Source organism: Actinomadura sp. K4S16 (genome assembly GCF_008327685.1).
Classification (GTDB): domain Bacteria; phylum Actinomycetota; class Actinomycetes; order Streptosporangiales; family Streptosporangiaceae; genus Spirillospora.
The window spans coordinates 69,868-86,959 of the sequence record NZ_BDDE01000020.1 but is presented as its reverse complement, the minus strand read 5'-3'; the positions used below and the strand labels follow the sequence as shown (position 1 = coordinate 86,959).

13 protein-coding genes and 1 tRNA gene are annotated in these 17,092 nt (G+C 69.7%); 7 read left to right on the top strand and 7 right to left on the bottom strand.

Annotation, left to right across the window (positions count from 1 at the left end; translation table 11 throughout):
* The first annotated feature begins 336 nt into the window (after positions 1-336).
* The 4 genes from gyrB to K4S16_RS31795 all read left to right on the top strand — a co-directional run bounded on the left by gyrB (position 337) and on the right by K4S16_RS31795 (position 6,063).
* Positions 337-2,274 (top strand): DNA topoisomerase (ATP-hydrolyzing) subunit B, encoded by a 1,938-nt coding sequence (gene gyrB, locus K4S16_RS31810; RefSeq protein WP_149262769.1) that lies wholly within the window; start codon positions 337-339, stop codon positions 2,272-2,274.
* An 82-nt stretch (positions 2,275-2,356) separates the two neighbouring features.
* Positions 2,357-4,861 (top strand): DNA gyrase subunit A, encoded by a 2,505-nt coding sequence (gene gyrA / locus K4S16_RS31805; RefSeq protein ID WP_149262768.1) that lies wholly within the window; start codon positions 2,357-2,359, stop codon positions 4,859-4,861.
* Positions 4,862-4,903: 42 nt separating this feature from the next.
* The gene (locus tag K4S16_RS45985; protein WP_235037196.1) at positions 4,904-5,899 is read left to right on the top strand and encodes a DUF3566 domain-containing protein; all 996 of its coding nucleotides are present in this window, start codon (positions 4,904-4,906) and stop codon (positions 5,897-5,899) included.
* A 90-nt stretch (positions 5,900-5,989) separates the two neighbouring features.
* Positions 5,990-6,063: transfer RNA gene (locus K4S16_RS31795), tRNA-Ile, on the top strand.
* Positions 6,064-6,689: 626 nt separating this feature from the next.
* Here K4S16_RS31795 and K4S16_RS31790 read toward each other — a convergent pair.
* From K4S16_RS31790 to K4S16_RS31775, 4 genes are all read right to left on the bottom strand, one after another.
* Positions 6,690-7,610, bottom strand: a complete 921-nt coding sequence (locus K4S16_RS31790; RefSeq protein ID WP_235037195.1) for a hypothetical protein — start codon at positions 7,608-7,610, stop codon at positions 6,690-6,692.
* A gap of 226 nt (positions 7,611-7,836) precedes the next feature.
* Positions 7,837-8,610, bottom strand: a complete 774-nt coding sequence (locus K4S16_RS31785) for an ABC transporter permease (protein ID WP_149262766.1) — start codon at positions 8,608-8,610, stop codon at positions 7,837-7,839.
* Positions 8,607-10,130 (bottom strand): ABC transporter permease subunit, encoded by a 1,524-nt coding sequence (locus K4S16_RS31780; RefSeq protein ID WP_149262765.1) that lies wholly within the window; start codon positions 10,128-10,130, stop codon positions 8,607-8,609. Before K4S16_RS31780 ends, K4S16_RS31785 begins: the two co-directional genes overlap by 4 nt.
* Positions 10,127-11,062 carry an ATP-binding cassette domain-containing protein gene (locus K4S16_RS31775; RefSeq protein WP_149262764.1) on the bottom strand — a complete coding sequence of 312 codons (936 nt, stop codon included), beginning with the start codon at positions 11,060-11,062 and terminating at the stop codon, positions 10,127-10,129. The genes K4S16_RS31780 and K4S16_RS31775 overlap by 4 nt, the downstream gene beginning before the upstream one ends.
* A 182-nt stretch (positions 11,063-11,244) precedes the next feature.
* Here K4S16_RS31775 and K4S16_RS31770 point away from each other — a divergent pair, with 182 nt between their 5' ends.
* The 3 genes from K4S16_RS31770 to K4S16_RS31760 all read left to right on the top strand — a co-directional run bounded on the left by K4S16_RS31770 (position 11,245) and on the right by K4S16_RS31760 (position 14,416).
* Positions 11,245-11,907 (top strand): response regulator transcription factor, encoded by a 663-nt coding sequence (locus K4S16_RS31770; protein ID WP_149262763.1) that lies wholly within the window; start codon positions 11,245-11,247, stop codon positions 11,905-11,907.
* Positions 11,904-13,055, top strand: a complete 1,152-nt coding sequence (locus K4S16_RS31765; RefSeq protein ID WP_149262762.1) for a HAMP domain-containing sensor histidine kinase — start codon at positions 11,904-11,906, stop codon at positions 13,053-13,055. The genes K4S16_RS31770 and K4S16_RS31765 overlap by 4 nt, the downstream gene beginning before the upstream one ends.
* Positions 13,056-13,180: 125 nt before the next feature.
* Positions 13,181-14,416, top strand: coding sequence for an epoxide hydrolase family protein (locus K4S16_RS31760; protein WP_149262761.1), 1,236 nt, complete (start codon positions 13,181-13,183; stop codon positions 14,414-14,416).
* Positions 14,417-14,477: 61 nt separating this feature from the next.
* Here the strand turns inward: K4S16_RS31760 and K4S16_RS31755 are convergent, their stop codons facing one another.
* The 3 genes from K4S16_RS31755 to K4S16_RS31745 form a co-directional block, all read right to left on the bottom strand.
* Positions 14,478-14,828: a hypothetical protein gene (locus K4S16_RS31755; protein ID WP_149262760.1), complete on the bottom strand. Its 351-nt coding sequence runs from the start codon at positions 14,826-14,828 to the stop codon at positions 14,478-14,480.
* A gap of 170 nt (positions 14,829-14,998) precedes the next feature.
* Positions 14,999-15,502 carry a DUF1269 domain-containing protein gene (locus K4S16_RS31750; RefSeq protein ID WP_149262759.1) on the bottom strand — a complete coding sequence of 168 codons (504 nt, stop codon included), beginning with the start codon at positions 15,500-15,502 and terminating at the stop codon, positions 14,999-15,001.
* Positions 15,503-15,902: 400 nt separating this feature from the next.
* Positions 15,903-16,763: a dioxygenase gene (locus tag K4S16_RS31745; RefSeq protein ID WP_149262758.1), complete on the bottom strand. Its 861-nt coding sequence runs from the start codon at positions 16,761-16,763 to the stop codon at positions 15,903-15,905.
* Positions 16,764-17,092: the final 329 nt, after the last annotated feature.

Genomic DNA, 17,092 nt, shown 5'->3' with positions numbered 1-17,092 from the left:
CGAGTGTCAGTGGCGGGTGGGAACATCTGTTCGGTGAGAGGACGTTCAGTTCAGCGGCGAGCGCCACGTAGGCCAGAGAACCCCCCTAGCCCAATGGGGGGATGTGTCTCCGGGGCCGCTCGGCCGCCACACGCGCACACAGCGCTCGTGAGTGCCACTTTTCACCGCGTCACCCGGTAGAATGAATGCGGGTTCAGGATGCTGCGCCGCCATGGGGTGCCCGGGGCTCTGACCAACGCGAACAGAGCACGACCGGGTGCCCTCGTGTGTGTTACGGGGCACACCGCGCCTCCCTCGGGCGCGGAGCGGCAGACATCCCCGGCAGGAGGATCTCCTTTGGCGTACGACGCTAGTTCGATCACTGTCCTTGAAGGGCTTGAGGCGGTTCGCAAGCGCCCGGGCATGTACATCGGCTCGACCGGTGAGCGCGGCCTGCACCACCTCGTCTACGAGATCGTGGACAACGCCGTCGACGAGGCCTTGGCCGGCTATGCCGACGACATCGTGGTCACGCTCATGGCCGACGGCGGCGTCAGCGTCCTCGACAACGGCCGCGGCATCCCGGTCGGCATGCACCCTGTGGAGAAGCGCCCCGCCATCGAGCTGGTGCTGACCACGCTGCACGCGGGCGGCAAGTTCGACGGCAAGTCCTACGCCGTCTCGGGCGGCCTGCACGGTGTCGGCTCGGCCGTGGTGAACGCGCTGTCCACCCGGATGGAGGCGGAGGTCCGCACCGACGGCCACGTGTGGCGCCAGTCCTACACGTGGCAGGGGCCCGAGATCGAGCTCCAGAAGGGTGAGGAGACCGACGAGACCGGGACCCTCATCACGTTCTGGCCCGACCCGGAGATCTTCGAGACCACCGAGTGGAACTTCGAGACCCTCTCCCGCCGCATGCAGGAGATGGCGTTCCTCAACCGCGGCCTGTCCATCACGCTGCGGGACGAGCGCCCCGACCACGTCAACGGTGAGCCGCACGTCGTCCGGTACCACTACGAGGGCGGCATCGAGGACTTCGTCCGCTACATCAACGCGCGCAAGGACGCCGCGCACGAGTCGGTCGTCTACTTCAGCGACGACACCACCGGCATGTCGGTCGAGATCGCCATGCAGTGGAACTCGTCCTACTCCGAGTCGGTGCACACCTTCGCCAACACGATCAACACGGCGGAGGGCGGCACCCACGAGGAGGGCTTCCGCGCGGCGCTCACCACGATCGTCAACCGGTACGCCCGCGACAAGGGCCTGCTCCGCGACAAGGACGACAACCTGACCGGCGAGGACGTCCGCGAGGGCCTCACCGCGATCATCTCGATCAAGCTGGCCGACCCCCAGTTCGAGGGGCAGACCAAGACCAAGCTCGGCAACACCGAGGCCAAGTCGTTCGTGCAGCGGGCCTGCAACGTCTACCTGCGCGACTGGTTCGAGGAGAACCCGGGCGAGGCCAAGGAGATCATCAACAAGGCCTCGCAGGCGGCGCGCGCGCGGGTCGCGGCGCGGCAGGCGCGCGACCTGACCCGGCGCAAGAGCCTGCTGGAGTCGACGTCCCTGCCCGGCAAGCTGTCGGACTGCCAGTCCACCGACCCGGCCAAGTCCGAGCTCTACATCGTCGAGGGCGACTCGGCGGGCGGCTCGGCCAAGGGCGGCCGCAACCCGCACTTCCAGGCCATCCTCCCGATCCGCGGCAAGATCCTCAACGTGGAGAAGGCCAGGATCGACAAGATCCTGAAGAACAACGAGGTGCAGGCGATCATCACCGCCCTCGGCACCGGGGTGCACGACGAGTTCGACATCACCAAGCTGCGCTACCACAAGGTCATCCTGATGTCGGACGCCGACGTGGACGGCCACCACATCAACACGCTGCTGATGACGCTGCTGTTCCGGTTCATGAAGCCGCTGATCGAGGCCGGCCACGTGTACCTGTCGCAGCCGCCGCTCTACAAGATCAAGTGGGACGCGCGGGGCAACGAGGCCGACTACGCCTTCTCCGACTCCGAGCGCGACGCGATCATCGAGGCCGGGATCGCCGCGGGCAAGCGCGACCCCCGCCCGCGCGACCAGGTGCAGCGGTTCAAGGGCCTCGGCGAGATGAACGCCAACGAGCTGTGGGACACCACCATGGACCCCGACAACCGGGTCCTCCTGCAGGTGCAGCTGGACGACGCCGCCCAGGCCGACGAGCTGTTCAGCGTGCTCATGGGCGAGGAGGTCGAGCCCCGCCGGGAGTTCATCCAGCGCAACGCCAAGGACGTGCGCTTCCTCGACATCTGAGGTACGCGCCAAGGCCGGCGGCCCGGCCTGACTCCCAGAGGCGGACGTACTTCCTTCCCACCGAGCAGAAGAGGTCTTGAGAGTGACGGACGTGACCACAGAGGGTGGACACCCGGGCGAGCGGATCGAACCGGTCGACATCCAGGTCGAGATGCAGAAGAGCTATCTCGACTACGCGATGTCGGTCATCGTCGCGCGCGCGCTGCCCGAGGTGCGCGACGGCCTCAAACCCGTCCACCGCCGCGTCCTGTACGCGATGTACGACGGCGGCTACCGGCCCGACCGCGGCTACTTCAAGTGCGCCCGCGTCGTCGGCGACGTCATGGGGAACTACCACCCGCACGGCGACTCGGCCATCTACGACGCGCTCGTCCGGCTCGCCCAGCCGTGGTCGATGCGGTACCCGCTGGTCGACGGCAACGGCAACTTCGGCTCGCGCGGCAACGACCCCGCCGCGGCCATGCGGTACACCGAGTGCCGCATGGCGCCCCTGGCGATGGAGCTCCTGCGCGACATCGACAAGGAGACCGTCGACTTCTCCCCGAACTACGACGGCCGCTCGCAGGAGCCCGACGTCCTGCCGTCCCGGTACCCGAACCTGCTGGTCAACGGGTCCGCCGGCATCGCGGTCGGGATGGCGACGAACATCCCGCCGCACAACCTGCGCGAGGTCGCCGACGGCGTCCGCTGGTACCTGGACAACTACGGCGCGTCCGACGAGGAGCTGCTCGAGGCGCTGATCGAGCGGGTCAAGGGCCCCGACTTCCCGACCGCCGGGCTCATCGTCGGCCGCAAGGGCATCGAGGACGCCTACCGCACCGGCCGCGGCTCCATCACCATGCGGGCCGTCGTCGAGGTCGAGGAGATCCAGGGCCGCACCTGCCTCGTCGTCACCGAGCTCCCCTACCAGGTCAACCCGGACAACCTCGCCCTCAAGATCGCCGACGGGGTGAAGGACGGCAAGCTCGACGGCATCGCCGACGTCCGCGACGAGACCTCCGGCCGGACCGGGCAGCGCCTGGTGATCGTCCTCAAGCGGGACGCCGTCGCCAAGGTCGTCCTGAACAACCTGTACAAGCACACGCAGCTGCAGGAGACGTTCGGCGCGAACATGCTCGCGCTGGTCGACGGCGTGCCGCGCACCCTGCGCATCGACCAGTTCGTCCGGCACTGGGTCGCGCACCAGATCGACGTCATCGTCCGCCGCACCCGGTTCCTGCTCCGCAAGGCCGAGGAGCGCGCCCACATCCTGCGCGCCCTGCTCAAGGCCCTCGACCGCATCGACGAGGTCATCGCCCTGATCCGGCGCTCGCCGTCCGCCTCGGAGGCGCAGCAGGGCCTGATGAACCTGCTGGAGATCGACGAGATCCAGGCGCAGGCCATCCTGGACATGCAGCTGCGCAAGCTCGCCGCCCTGGAGCGCCAGCAGATCACCGACGAGTACGACAAGCTCATGGCGGAGATCGCCGACTACAACGAGATCCTCGCCTCCCCCGAGCGGCAGCGCCAGATCGTCGCCGACGAGCTCGCCCCGATCGTCGAGAAGTTCGGCGACGAGCGGCGCACCCAGATCATTCCGTTCGACGGGGACGTGTCGTACGAGGACCTCATCGCCGAAGAGGACGTCGTCGTCACCATCACCCGCGGCGGCTACGCCAAGCGCACGCGCACCGACCTCTACCGCGCGCAGCGGCGCGGCGGCAAGGGCGTCCGCGGCGCGCAGCTGAAGCAGGACGACATCGTCGACCAGTTCTTCGTCACCACGACGCACCACTGGATCCTGTTCTTCACCAACAAGGGCCGCGTCTACCGGGCCAAGGCCTACGAGCTGCCCGACTCCGGCCGCGACTCGCGCGGCCAGCACGTCGCGAACCTGCTCGCCTTCCAGCCCGACGAGCACATCGCCCAGGTGATGGACCTGCGCGACTACGACGTCGCCCCCTACCTCGTGCTCGGCACGAAGAAGGGCCGCGTGAAGAAGACCGCGCTGCGCGACTTCGACTCGCCCCGCACCGGCGGCATCATCGCCATCAACCTCGTCGACGACGACGAGGTGATCGCGGCGCGGCTCGTGTCGTCCGACGACAACCTGCTGATGGTCTCCACCGGCGCCCAGGCGATCCGGTTCCGCGCCGACGACGAGTCGCTGCGGCCCATGGGGCGCGCCACCTCCGGCGTCATCGGCATGCGTTTCGAAGAGGACCAGGAGGTCCTCAACATGCTCGTCGTGCAGGACACCTCGCAGGACGTCCTAGTGGCCACCCGTGGCGGCTACGCCAAGCGCACTCCGGTGGACCAATACCCGCTCCAGGGGCGTGGGGGTAAGGGCGTTCTCACCGCTAAGATCGTGGAATCTCGCGGAATGTTGGTAGGGGCCCTGATGGTCGGCCCGGACGACGAGGTGTTCGCGATGACGTCGAACGGCGGCGTCATCCGTACCACCGCCGCCGAGATCAAGCAGTCCGGCAGGCAGACCATGGGCGTCCGCCTGATGAACCTCGCCGACGGGGACAGCGTGGTGGCCATCGCGAGGAACGTAGAGTCCATGGAGGACTCTGACGAAGCCGAAGGGGGCGACGGTGAGTGACGTATCCTGCATCGTCACCGAGCCGCTAGGCCAGGAGGACACGTGAGCACCGAGCCCGGCCAGGACAACGACGGGTCCGGCACCGCCGGCGCCGGTGAGGGCGACGACCGGAAACCCGGCGCCAAGTCCGGCCCTGCCAAGCCCACCGGCAAGTCCGGTGCGAAGCCGGGCAAGACGGTGTCGGCCGCGTCCGCCAAGGCCGGGCGCGACGAGACGACCGTCGACATCGACACCGGCGCGACGGACCCCACCGGCAAGGGCGCGGACGAGACGCGGTCCGACCTCGCCCAGATCGACGACGCGCCCGCCAAGGCGGCTGGCGCGCCCGAGATCGCCCCGGTGAAGGACACCGCCGAGCCGCCCAAGCCCCCCAAGCCCGCGCCGCCGGCCGCCGGGGAGAGCACTCCGGCCGGTTCCGCGGGAGGCGCCGGCCCGGCGGGCTGGGCCAAACCCGCCGAGCCGTCCGGTTCGGTCTCGACAGGACGTACGGACAAGCCCGGCACGGCGTTCAAATCGTCGGGCGGACCGTCCGGCAACTCCACGTCGGGATCGTCCGGCTCGGGCGGCCGCGGCTTCGCCGGCACCGTCCTCAAGGACCGGCCGTCCGCGTCCACCTCGGTGGCCCCCGCGGGCGCCTCCAACAAGCCCGTGCCGGGCAAGCCCGCCCGCAAGGCCCAGCTCCAGCTCGCCAGGCTCGAACCCTGGTCGGTGATGAAGTTCAGCTTCGTCATGTCGCTGGTCTGCTTCGTCGTCCTGCTGGTCGCCGTCATCGTCCTGTACGTGATCCTGTCCGGGCTCGGCGTCTTCGACGCGATCAGCGACACCGTCAACAGCCTCACCAAGGAGCAGGGCGAGACCACCGGAGGCGTCGACGCCGGAAGCTGGTTCTCCTTCGTCCGCGTCTTCGGCTACACCGTCCTCGTCGGCGCCCTGAACGTCCTCCTCATCACCGCCCTCTCCACGGTCGGCTCCGTCATCTACAACCTCGCCGCCGACCTCGTGGGCGGCGTCGAGGTCACCCTCAAGGAGGCCGAGTAGCCCCACCCGCCGCCGCCCGGCAATCGATTTCCGGTTGCCAGCCCAGATGGGGTAACCTCTCGTTGCGCCGCCAGGGCGGCGGCACATTCCGGGCCTATAGCTCAGTCGGTTAGAGCGCATCCCTGATAAGGATGAGGCCGGAGGTTCAAGTCCTCCTAGGCCCACTCGGAGTTGGGAGTGGTGTGGTCGAAGCCCTTTGGGCTTCTTCCCCGCCACTCCTTCGTCGTGTTTGCCCGGGGGGCGACCCCCGGACCCCCGATGTGGGGGCTCCGCCCCCACGCCCCCTGCCGGTTGCGGTCCTTGGTCATGTGGCCGTTTGCGCGGGGCTGTTGTTTGTGGGGCTCCGCCCCTACACCCCCTGTCGGTTGCGGTCCTTGAGCAAGTGGCCGTTTGTGGGGCTGCGCCCCTACAGCCCTCCTGGTTGCGGTGGGGGCGCTTCCTGCCTTGTCCGTCGGGCCGTTCTGGCCGGGAGCGGGGTGGCTCTGGCGCCAGGTCCCTGGGCCTTGCTCGATCTCAGCCATTACCATCCCACGATGGAAGACGATCTCAACTGTCTGCGTTGCGGGGCGAACGGCCTGGAGCAGGGGTACCTGCTCGACTCCGGAGACAGTGCGTCCGGTGACACCCGGTGGGTCGAAGGGCCTGTTGAACGCAACTGGGCTGGTCACGCGAAACTCAAGAACAGAAGGGTGTGGCATGTTGTCGCGCTCCGCTGTCCCCGGTGTTCTCACTTGGAGTTGCTCGCCCCCGCCTCGAAGGACTGATCCATACCTGCGGTGGGTGTGGGGGTTTAGAAGGGTGGGCTGTAGGGGCGGGTTTTGACGGCCTCGTAGATGGCGCGTAGCCAGGGTTGGCGGACGTCGCTCAGGCGCGCCAGCGTGTTGAGGAACACGTCTCCGCTGGGGCGGAATGGGCCGTTCGGTAGCAGTGGGGGTAGGTCGTCCAGGCGGGCATCGTCGGCGGGGATCCCGCCCGCTCTGGGGGCGGGGCTGGGGGGTTGGCAGAAGGCCAAGTACGTCCACACGTTGGCGGCCAGTGGCACTGGGGCTGCGGTACCGGACGGCTTCCATGTGTCGTCGGTCTGCGGGTGTTGGGGGACCAAGGCGATCTCCGCGGTGGTGGCGGGCAGGCCCGGTCCGGCGAGGGCCAGGGTCTTCGCCGGTGGGCCCGGAGGCAGCAGGGCGTCCAGGGGGCGGCGGAACACCTCGGCGACGAGGCCGTCAGGGACGGTGACGTGCACGCCGGCCGACACCGCCAGCACGCGGGCCAGTGCGTCCGCCGCGGCCGCCGCCCACAGCGGGCTCCACATGCCGGGCGGTTCGGTCGGCGGTGTCCCCGGCCGTTCCTCGCGGAGCTCGTCCCAGCGGATCACACGCGGGGCGGGGGCGTCGTCGGCGAGACGGCGCACGGCCCGCGGGTCCAGCCGAACCGTCTGCCACAGCGAGCAGTCGTCGATCCGGGTCGCGACCGCCTGCCCGCACTGGACGCACGCCAGGTTCGGGCCGCCCCTGCCGTCCAACCCCATGCAGTAGCCATCGCACCGCTCTGGGATCAGCCTGGTGCCGCGGACATCGCCCGGTGCCACCAGGATCGTTCCCGGCGGCCCATCGGCCAGGCCGTACACCGGCGCGTAGATGCCCCGAGCCTCCGCCTCTTCGGGGCTGACCTCGGCCCACGGCCGCGACGGCGGTCCGAAATGCTCTGGATCCACCGCGTACGTCCCGGGCTCCATGAGCGCGGGAAGCAGTCGATGGCCATACGTCTGGCGAGCGTGGACAGGGAGCGCGACCCGCGACACCGGCACGGTCAACGCGGCCCCGCATTCCGCACATGCAAAGACGACCACGCGTCCTCCCGGCCGGATCGACCCACTTTCAGATCATTCCACCCGGAACGCGTGGACGAGATCGTCCGCATGGTCACGACCCATCAGGGCTCTACGCGTCGCGTGTGCGTAGTAGGGCGCCGCCGGTCACGAGTGCGGCGGTGGCCCATGCGGCGGTTACGCCGAGACCGGCCCAGGGACCGAGGGGCTGGTCGTGCAGATCTGTCGTGGCCTGGATGGTGAGCCCGGCGCTCATCGGCCCGATCTGCCGGAGCAGGCGCTCCCAGTGCGGGTCGCCGATCGCCTGGGAGAGGACGGGGAGAAGGTAGAGCAGGCCTAGGACGCCTCCGATGCTGGTCGCGGAGTCCCGCACGATGGCGGCCATGCCTAGGCTCAGCAGGCCGATCAGGGCCAGGTAGAGGATCGACCCGGCGGCCGCACGTAGCGTCGGCCCGTCGGCCAGGGACAGGGCGGGGTGGCCGTGGTCGGGCGTGAAGCCGTTGCCGGGCAGGATGAGTCGTCCGGCCAGGAGCGAGCCGAGAACCGCGACGGTGCCGGCCGCGCCCACGATGCCGGTGAGGGTGACGGCTTTCGCCGCGAGAGCTGCGGCCCGGCGTGGCATCGCGGTCAGGGTGGTGCGGATCATTCCTGTGCCGTACTCGCCGGCGACGACCAGTACGGCGAGGACGGCGACCAGTGCCTGGCCGAGTTGGACGCCGGTGAGGCTCAGCTTCGCCGGGTCGCCCCCGCAGCCGGCGGAGTCGCATCTCACCACCGAGGCCGCTCCGGCGCTCAGGGCGACCGTCACAGCGATCATGCCGAGCAGCAGCCACAGGGGGCCGGCGACGGTCCGGATCTTCGTCCACTCCGCGTGCAGGGCCCTCAAACGTCCCTCCTACGGAGAAGAACGACGGCAACGGCCAGGCTTGCCGCCGCGTAGCAGGCCAGGACGGCGATCCCCGCCAACGGAGCCAGCGGGTAGTAGCCGTTGTACGGCGTGTAGAGGCTCGAGACCTGGTGATAGGGCACGAGCGTCTGCTGGGAGGCGAACGCCGCGGCCGGGGTCACCCGGGTCAGCCAGTTCGACACGCTCACGGGCATGAACGGGTTGGCGACCAGGATGTAAGGCAGCACGATGACCGCCATGGCGGTGGTGACCGCGCCGGCACCGTGCCGGAGGACGGCGCCGAGGGAGAGCGCCATGATCGAGGCGATGGCGAGCAGCGCCGCGATCCCCAACTCCACCCGTAGCTCGGTCCACGCGGTCACCGGAAAGATGTACACGCCGTTGGCGTGGGCGAGCCGCTCGCCGAGGGGTACCGCGACGGCCGCTCCCGCGAGCCCGGCGACGAAGGTGACGCCTCCTAGCACGATCGCCTTGGCGACCAGGACCCTGCCGCGGCTCGGTTCGGCTGCCATGGTCACCCGGATCAGGTTCTCGCGGTACTCCGCGGTGATGAACAGCGCCCCTACGACGATCACCACGACCAGTGCGGCGAACGTGCCGATGAGGATCTCTCCGAGGGTGCCGCCGGTCGGCAGGGTCTCGCGAACGGCCGGTGCCATGTCGCCCGCGCCGGTCACCGTGAGGGTCCCGCCGGTTTCCGTGACCGAGCCCGAGGTGTTCGGCGGGTAGCCGGCGAAGGTGGGGGATTCGGCTCCCACCTGGTCGCCCGTCCATTCGCCACCGGCCCAGAGCCCCTGGACGCCAAGATCCCCGAAGGCGGCGGTGGACACACTGCCGCGCGTCCCCATGCCGTCCATGTAAGGCGGAGAGGCGACGAACAGCCCGCCTTGCGCGGTCGGTCCGAGCCACCTCGCGTGCACGGTGCCCACCTTCGTCCAGTGGGTGCCGTCCGCGGAGGCATAGCCGGTGATCACGTCGCCCGAACGGTCCAGCCGCAGCCGGCGGACGGCGGAGGCGGGGCCGGGGAGGCCGGCCGTGTCGTGGACGTGGTCGGCCTGCATCCGCACGCCGTGGCGGCCGGTCACCATGATCGCCACGTAGGGCGATCCCTGGCGGGTGCTCTGCTTGATGAGGAGTCCGGCCTTCGCCCAAGGCACGGTGCCGGGCCGCAGCTCCCCCGGGCCGTCCGGAATGCTGCTCGTGAGCGCGGAGACGGAGACGGTGATGCCGCCGTTTCCGGACAGCGGCCGGTGCACGAAGTAGAAGCTGTCGGTCACCGGCTCGCCGCCCGGCCCGATCGGCACGGGCGGTGAGCCCTTCTGATCGCTGCTCGCCCCGGTGAGCACGGCGAACAGCACCAGCATCAGCGCCGCGGCCGCCATGCCGATCACCGAGCTGCGGACGGTCCGGAACTTGGTCCATTCCGCGTGCAGCAAGCGGAGGAAGCCGTCCCGCCCGGCCCTTCGGCCGGATCGGTTCGGCGTGACGGTGGAGGTCATCGCCGCACCTCCGGCGGCGTCGCGGTGCGGAACTCGACCGCGTCGCGGGTGAGCTCCATGTAGGCCTCTTCCAGCGTGGCGCGGTGCGCCGAGACCTCCGAGAACGGGACCGCGCTCTGGTTGAGCAACGCCACGATGCGATCCGCCGGCAGGCCCGAGACGGTGAGGGCGTCCCGGCCGGTGACCGCGACGTCCGCGCCCGCATGCCCGAGCACGGTCATCGCGTCCGGCCCGGCCGTGGTGCGCACGGCCACCCGGTCACGGGACGCGGCCGCGAGGAGGTCGGCCACGTCGGCGTCGGCGATGGTCCTGCCGCGCCCGGCCACGACGAGGTGGTCGGCGGTGTCCTGCACCTCGCTCATCAGGTGGCTGGACACCAGGACGGCACGGCCCTCGGCGGCCAACGACCGCAGGAAGCCGCGTATCCAGACGATGCCCTCCGGGTCCATGCCGTTGAACGGCTCGTCGAGCATGATGATCGGCGGGTCGCCCAGCAGGGCCGCGGCGATCCCGAGCCGCTGCCGCATGCCGAGCGAGAAGCCGCCGGCCTTGCGCCGGGCCGCCGAGGCCAGGCCGACCTGCTCGATCACCTGGTCCACCCGCCGCGTGCTCAGGCCCTGGGAATGCGCCAGCCAGAGCAGGTGGTCGCGAGTGCTCCGGCCGGGGTGCAGCGCCGCCGCGTCCAGCAGGGAACCGAGGTGGCTCAGCGGACGCCGGAGGCTGCGGTACGGCCTCCCCCCGATGAGCGCGGCGCCCGCGTCGACGGCGACGAGGCCGAGGATCGCCCGCATCGTGGTGGACTTCCCCGCCCCGTTGGGCCCCACGAAGCCGGTCACCACCCCCGGACGGACGGTGAAGGACATGCCGTCGAGGGCCCGGGTCGCCCCGTACCGCTTGTGCAGCCCGGCGACGGTGATCTGCGCGGCGCTCATCGGAGGGAGCGGCCGGTCCGGTGTGGTCTCATGCCGGCCGTTTCTACCCGCCGCCCGGTTCCCGCCCGGTCTCAGCCGCTGCGACCTGGTTGGAACCCGCGACCTGGCATCGTTGACGCCATGGCACCTCGGACCGGCGGCCCGTCCCGCCGCCCTTCCCCCGCGACAGGCGGTGATTCACCGTGAGAGTCCTGGTGGTCGAGGACTTCGAGGTGCTGGCCCGCTCGATCGGCACCGGACTGCGCCGCGAGGGTATGGCCGTCGACGTCGTGCTGGACGGGGCCGACGCCCTCGGCCGCCTGGCGGTAACGCGCTATGACGTGGTGATCCTCGACCGCGACCTGCCCGGCGTCGGCGGCGACGACATCTGCCGGCGGCTCGCCGGGGAGCGCTTCCCCGGCCGCGTGCTGATGCTGACCGCGGCGGACACCATCGAAGACCGCGTCGCCGGACTCGGCCTCGGCGCGGACGACTACCTGCCCAAACCGTTCGCCTTCGCCGAACTGGTCGCGCGTGTCAGGGCTCTCGCCCGCCGCTCCGCTCCGCCGGTCCCGCCCACGCTCTCCTGCGGGGACATCACCCTGGACCCTGCTCGCCGGGTGGCGTTCCGCGCCGGCCGGTGCCTCGAGCTCAGCCCGAAGGAGTTCGCGCTCCTCGAATGCCTGCTGGCCTCGCCAGGCCTGGTCCTGCCCGCCGAAGAACTGCTCGAGCGGGTCTGGGACGAGGCGGCCGACCCCTTCACGTCCGCGGTCAAGCACGCCATGCACCGGCTCCGGGCCAAGCTCGGCGACCCGCCGGTGATCGAGACCATCCGTGAGGGCGGCTACCGGATCGGGACGCCATGAGCGGCCCCGAGGGGGTCCCCAGGCGGTCCTTGCAGGTCCGGCTCGCGTTCTTCTACGCCGCGGGGATCTTCGTCGCCGGGATCGTGGTCCTCGCGGTCGCCACCGTCCCCCTGGCCGGCGTCCAGTCGACCGTTCCCATCGACGGCTCAGCGCCAGGCGCGATCACCGGCACCGGGCATGGAATCGGTCCGCGCCGGCTCCTCATCGGCTCCGCCGTCGCGCTCGCCGTCCTCGTCCCCGTCGCCCTCGCCGCCGGCTGGTTCGTCGCCGACCGCTTCCTCAGGCCGCTGCGGGCCATCACCGCCACCGCCACCGCCATCTCCGCGGGGAACCTCCACCACCGCCTCGACCTCGGCGAACCCACCGACGAGCTGACCGCGCTGGGCGGCGTCCTCGACGGCCTCTTCGCCCGTCTCCAAGCGTCCTTCGACGCCCAACGACACTTCGTCGCCAACGCCTCCCACGAGTTGCGCACGCCCCTCGCCGGCCTGCGCACCCTCCTCGAAGTCGCCCTCGCCGACCCCGACGCCGGCGCCGACAGCCTGCGCGCGGCCTGCCGGGAGGCCCTCGCCCTCGGCGGACATCAGGAACGGCTCGTCCAAGCACTGCTCGTCCTGGCCACCAGCGAGCGCGGGGCGACCCGCCTCGACACCCTCGACCTCGCCCAGGTCGTGCGAGCGGTGGCCGCGTCCCGTCGCGACCTGGCAAGGGAGAGGGGCATCGACCTCGCCGAACATCTGACGTCCGCGGTCACGGTCGGGGACCCGGGACTCGTCGAAAGCCTCGTCACCAACCTCATCGACAACGCCATCCGGCACAACCACCCCGGCGGGCACGTGGAGGTCAGCACTCAGAGCTCCGGCACCCAGGCGATCCTGTCGATCATCAACGGTGGGCCGGTCATTCGCGACGACCAGATCCCCGGCCTCCTCCAGCCCTTCCAGAGACTGGCGCGGGACCGTAGCGGCGGCCGCAGCGGATACGGTCTCGGCCTCGCCATCGTCAACGCCGTCGCGCAAGCTCACCAGGCCACCCTCACCACCGTCGCGCGTCCCGAAGGCGGGTTGGCCATCACCGTCCGATTCGCGCGCCCTTCTCCCGGAACGCCCCTGCGGCAGGAGGACGGCGGCTCAAAAAGCGCGACCTAGAGGTCGTCCTCCTCGATGCCTGGTTGCGGAGGCGGATGACCAGGGACAGCATGGCGTTGTCGGCACGCTGAGCAACCGGCAGAAGGCCGACGGCACCGCTTCCCCGCATCACAAGGAATATCGCCTTGAGCAGTCCGCACGCCTTTCCTCTGGATCCCACGCCGATCCATGTGTCCGACGAGGTCCTGGACGACTTGCGCGCCCGTCTCGCAGCGACCCGTCCGCCGCTGGACGAGGGGAACGAGGACTGGTCCTACGGCGTCCCGGACGGCTATCTCCATGGGCTGGTCGCCTACTGGCGGGACGGCTACGACTGGCGCAAGGCCGAAGCCGCCATCAACGCCTACGAGCACTACCAGGTGAGCGTCGCCGGTATCCCGGTGCACTTCATGCGCAAGCCCGGTCGCGGGCCACGCCCGATCCCGTTGATCCTCACCCATGGCTGGCCGTGGACGTTCTGGCACTGGTCGAAGGTGATCGACCCGCTCGCCGACCCGGCCGCGTTCGGCGGTGACCCGGCCGACGCGTTCGACGTCATCGTGCCGTCCCTGCCCGGCTTCGGCTTCCCCGGTCCGCTCACCGGCTTCCCGGACGTCAACTTCTGGAAGGTCTCCGACCTCTGGCACACCCTGATGACGGAGACGCTGGGATACGAGAAGTACGCCGCCGGGGGCTGCGACATCGGCGGGATCGTCACCAGCCAGCTCGGCCACAAGTACGCCGACGAGCTGTACGGCATCCACATCGGCTCCGGGCTGCCGCTCGACTTCTTCAACGGGCCCCGCGCCTGGGACTTCGCCCGGAACCGGCCCCTCACCGACGATCAGCCCGGCGACGTCCGGGCCCGCATCATCGAGATGGACCACCGCTGGGCGCCCCACCTCGCCGTGCACATGCTCGACGGCGCCACACTGGCCCACGGGCTGAGCGACTCACCCGCCGGACTGCTCGCCTGGCTGCTGGAGCGATGGAACGCCTGGAGCGACAACGGCGGCGACGTCGAGTCCGTCTTCAGCAAGGACGACATGCTCACCCACGCCACGATCTACTGGGCGAACAACTCCATCGCCACGTCGATGCGCTACTACGCCAACGCCAACCGCTACCCCTGGGCCCCCGCCCACGACGGCACCCCGGTCGTGCAGGCCCCGGTCGGCCTCACCTTCGTCACGTACGAGAACCCGCCCGGCATCCGCACCGCCGACGAGCGCGTCCGGGCGTTCAAGGCCGGCCCGCAGGCCGGCTGGTTCAACCACGTCAACGTCAACGCACACGAACATGGCGGCCACTTCATCCCCTGGGAGAATCCCGACGCCTGGGTGAGCGACCTGCGCCGCACCTTCCACGGCCGCAGACCCTGAACGGTCCCGCGCCAGTCGTAGTGGCGTGTGTCCATGGTGGGCGGCCGGCGGTGAGCTGCCGTTAGAGAGAATTGCGGGTACGGGGGGCCAGGTCGTCTACTACCTGGGCGACCGCCTCGACCAGCGCTCTGCCTGTTGGAGTGCCGATCACCGTCCACACTTCGCGGTCTTCCTCTTCGACGCCGGTGACGCCGCTGACTCCGCTCAGCGCATCCGCGATGCGGCGGCGCAGTTCGGATTCGAGGGGGTCGGTACGGATGAACTCCATGACCCAGACGCTGACGCTCCACAACGGCCCCGAGCGGAGCTTGGAGGCCGATACGGCGCGCAGGTGTGGCTCGTCCGTCTTGCGAATCCACTCCTCGGCAATCCCGGAGTCGAGCGGCTGAACCTGCTGGACGTCATCACTCACGCGACGAGGTTAGTGCGGATCATCGGCGACAAGTCCAGGTCCAAAGGGAAGTGCGCGAAAGTCGCGCGCCGCCGAGCCGGCTGAGCGGGATGTCAGACCGGCTCGGCGTTTCACTGCGATCTGCGGGTTCGGCATCGTCGCGCCTTAGGTCCCGCCGTGGAGTCGGTAGATCAGGCGGGCTGGGGTGCGCGGGCGGCCTTGACGGCCTCGCGCAGATGCTCCTCCTGCTCGGGGGACAGCGAGGTCTGGATGAGCCTGCCGCCCAGCGGCGCCATTTCCGGGACGGCCTTTTCGGGATTGCGCTTGTCGACCAGGACGAACACGGCCGCCGTGCCGGGCGGCAGGTTCTCGGCGAGATCGCGCATGAACTCGTCGTCGACGCCGATGTCGGCCGAGGCGCCCATGGCGGCACCGGCGGCACCGCCGATGGCCATGCCGAGCAGCGGCATGAAGAAGATCAGCCCGATGAGCCCGCCCCATGCGGCGCCGCCGAGCGCACCGCCCGCGGCGAGGTTGCGGGCCTGATGGAGCTTGATCTTGCCGTCTTCCCTGCGCTCGACGATGACGACGTCCGCCAGCTCGATGATGTGTTCCTTGTGCAGTTGGACGAGCTTTTCGCGCGCCTGCTCGGCGTGCGGCAGGTCGTCGTAGGCGACGGCGATCAGGTCGCTCATGTTTCCCCCGTATGCCTCCTGCCACCGGGTGCAGGAGGGTGCGTGTGCGCTGTCTGCGACGGTTCCCGGCGTGCCGACCACCCGCGATCTGTCGGGATGCCTGAGAAGTCCCCAATGTGTGGTCTGAGGCAAACCCTTGGCGACGCTCTCTTGGCTCGGAGTGGAACGAAACGTGGACTGCGATTGGCGAAGTCGCTGCGGCACAGGCGTCGGAGCCAGTTGGATCATGCCTTGTCGGGACCGGTCGAGAGACGGTTATCCAGATTGGAGGGGTGTTTCTCCACAGGTTGTGGATAACCGGTGTTTCGCTGTGGCTCTACGAGGGCGACGCCAACTCTCGAACCTTGTCACAGTGCGGGAGGAGCGGGCGGTGGTGGGCGCCGATCCGCGGGACCGAAGGTCACGCCGGCTCTCTGCTCAGGATCAGGTCGAACTCGGCGTGCCGGAACGGGGCTTGGACGCCGTTCCGCGCGGCCGCCTCCGCGTCGTCCGACTCCGGAAAATCGACGACGAGGCTTTGTTTGACCGCGAAGACCGCGTCGGAGTCCAGGTAGGGGCTGCCCGCCACGAAGACGTGAGTGGTCAGTGGCGTGTGGCCCTCCGCTCGGACGATGAAATGGATGTGCGCCGGACGGTAGGGATGGCGTCCGGTGGCTTCCAGGAACCGTCCGATCGGGCCGTCCGTCGGGATCGGGTAATGGCTGGGCAGGACGGTCCGGAAGCGGAACCGGCCTTCGTGGTCGGTGTGGAAAAGGCCTCGGCCGTTGCCCGACGGTTGCACCCCCGGCTGCTGGACGTCGTAGAAGCCCTTCTCGTTGCACTGCCAGACGTCCACCTCCGCGTCAGGTAGGGGCGTCCCGTCGGTGCTCAAGACTTGCCCGGACACCACGCATGGTTGTGCTTCTCCGACCAGGTCGATGCTGTCGCCAAGCGCGCGCGGGGGCGACTTGACCATGTGGAACGGGCCCAAGACGGTGCTCTCAGTGCCGCCCTCCTGCTCGTTCAGGGTCTCCACCAGCATGGAGACGCCCAGGACGTCCGACAGCAGGACGAACTCTTGGCGCGTGTCCGTGCAGGTCTTGCCGACGGCGGTGAGGAACTCGATCGCCTGCTCCCACTCGCGGATCGTGGGCCGGACCTCGCCGACGAACGCGTGCAGGTGGCGGGTGAGCGCGTCGAGGATCTCGCGGAGCCGCGGGTCGGGGGTGTCACGGAAACTGTCCTGGACGGCCCGGGTCGCGGTGTCCTCATTGAAGTCCACGGATGCCTCCTTTCCACAACCTGTGGAAAACTTTGCGGTGGGATCATCCCCACGCTCGGGAGTGATGCCGCCGAGCCGCTCCGCCAGGGTGGGATCGACCTCCATGGGTCTTTCCGCGCCCCTGGAGATCGCCCTCGGTGCGCCGGCGGCCGCCCTGCCGGTGACCGCGATCACCCTCACATCATGCTCCACCTCCCCTGTTCACGCCCGCCTGGCCCACGCGTCCGCACGGCGATCCGGCCCGTTGATGAGTGCGCTGTTCCCGTCCTGGAGCCGGAGGTGGAGCGACTCTCGCACTAATCAAACTTGACTAACGCCGAGCGGTCTTC